At 61.8% G+C, this 2,319-nt stretch carries 2 protein-coding genes; both read left to right on the top strand.

The window, feature by feature from the left end; all coding sequences use genetic code 11:
• The coding region (locus A3730_RS18000) for a response regulator transcription factor (protein ID WP_197468378.1) at nt 1-334 on the top strand (334 nt) is incomplete at its 5' end.
• A gap of 52 nt (nt 335-386) precedes the next feature.
• Nucleotides 387-2,147, top strand: a complete 1,761-nt coding sequence (locus A3730_RS17995; RefSeq protein ID WP_063518700.1) for an autotransporter assembly complex family protein — start codon at nt 387-389, stop codon at nt 2,145-2,147.
• Nucleotides 2,148-2,319 lie beyond the last annotated feature (172 nt).

The raw sequence follows: 2,319 nt of genomic DNA, 5'->3' as shown, positions 1-2,319 counted from the left end.
CGCCGCCGCCGTCGCCGCCACCCACCGTGGCGCGCATAACTATCTGACCAAACCCGCTGGCGCCAACGATATTCTGCAGGCACTGGATGCCGACCCGGCCAGCCAGGCCCTGCCCCTGCCAGACAGCCCACCCTCACTGCAGCGGCTGGAATGGGAGCATATCCAGCGCACCCTCGACACCCACGGCGGCAATATCTCACGGGCGGCAGACGCCCTTGGAATTCACCGCCGCACCCTGCAACGCCGGCTGAAAAAACGGCCCAGTGCCAGCGACTATTCACGTGACAGCCAGCGAGAAAATCCGCACCACAAGGTTGACCCGCCAGGCAGTTAAGGTTCTCGTTCCCCCCGCCCTTGGCTTACACTGTGGGCTGACGTAAACAGGGATGCAGAGCTTGGCGCACCATCGATACCACAATCGGCAGAGCAAGACGTTCATCCTGATGCTGCTGATGCTATTTCCCGCCCTTGCGTTCGCCAAAGACACGCCAAACCTGCACATCACCGGCAACGCCAGCGAGGCGGTAGCCAACAACATTCAGTCGCTGGTGGACCTGTCACGCTACCCCTGCCGGCCGCCCAGAGCCCAATACGGCCTGATCCGCCGTCAAATCATTGCCAACAGTACCGATGCCCTGCAAGCCATGGGCTACTACGACAGCCAGCTTTCCCTTTCCGCCGATGAAAACGGCGACTGCGTCAGCGTGACCCTGGACGTGAACACCGGCCCACCGGTGATACTCAAACACGTGCAAGTGGAAATCACCGGTGATGCGGCCCAGGACCCGGCGTTCACCAAATTGGTGGAACAGGCACAGCTGGCCACCGGTCAACGGCTGCAACACGACCGCTACAGCAACCTGAAAAAAAGCCTGCAACAGCACCTGATCAGCCGCGGCTATGTCCACGGCGAGCTGACCACCCACACCCTCAAGGTGGACACAAAAGCCCACCGGGCCAGCATTACGCTGCATGTGGACAGCGGCCCGCGCTATCACTTCGGTGAAATCACCGTTAGCGGCAGCGTACTCAATCCATCATTGGTTAACGCCTATGTGAGCTTTCAGGAAGGCGAGCCCTACGACAGTGGCCGCATGCTGGAAACCCAGCAGTCCTTTCTTGGTGCCGGTTACTTCAGTGCCGTGCGGGTAGAGAAAGGCGAACCCAACGACACCACCCGCCGGATTCCCGTCAGCATCGCCCTGACGGACAACAACCGCTGGTCCCTGCTCACCGGCGTCGGCGTCAGCACCGATACCGGGCCGCGGGTTCGGCTGGGGGTAGAGAATCGCCGGGTCAACAAGGCCGGACACCGTTTCCGGGCGGAAACCGAATTGTCCGAAGTGCAGCAAGGGGCCGGAGCCAGTTACCAGATCCCGCTGAAGGACCCGCTCCATGAACGGCTGGACCTGCACACCAGCTTCGTCAACGAAAACACCGACAGTAATGAAAACGAACGCTGGAGCACCGGGGCAGATTATATCGTCGAACTGGAAAATCGCTGGGTGGCCACCACCTCCCTGGAATTCCTGCGTGAGACCTACCAGATCGCCGACCAGGTGGATCAGGCCGAACTGCTGATACCCGGCTTCCAGTTAAGTCGCGTCAAGGCCGACGACCCGGTCTACCCCACTTTCGGGTGGCGCCTGAACACCGCCGTGCGGTTCGCCGATCAGAACCTGTCATCCACAGCGTCTTTTTTGCAGCTCACCAGCGGCGGCAAGATTCTCTTTCCCTTGCTGGGCGGGCGCGTCTTGATGCGCACCGATCTGGGTTACACCGAGGTCAATGATGTGACCGAACTGCCAGCCTCCATCCGCTTCTTCGCCGGTGGCGATTCCAGCGTGCGCGGTTTCGCCTATGAATCCCTGGGCCCGGAAGACAGCAACGGTGAGGTCATTGGTGGGCGCCACCTGGCCACCGGTAGCCTGGAATACGATCACCCGCTCACCGAGAAATGGCACCTGGCGGCTTTCACCGATGCCGGCAATGCCTTCAACGATTTCGATGCCTTCGAACCGCGCCACAGTGCCGGCATCGGCATCCGCTGGCGCTCACCACTGGGGCCGATTCGCCTGGATATTGCCCGGGCAGTAGACGAGCACCGTGACTGGCGCCTGCACCTGAGCATGGGGCCGGACCTGTGATCGGGCGCGAACCTCAAAACGGCTTTGCCCTGCGCTCCGTCCTGGCCCGCGGCTTGCTGGTATTACTCAGCCTGTTGCTGGCCTGTCTGCTGGGCCTGACGCTGCTGCTGGGCACCGCCACCGGCAACCGCTGGCTACTGGAAAAAGCCTCCCCCTTTATCCCCGGCGAACT

Source organism: Alcanivorax sp. HI0044, assembly GCF_001634945.1.
The sequence above is the reverse complement of the archived record's forward strand: the minus strand, read 5'-3'. Positions and strand labels throughout refer to the sequence as shown.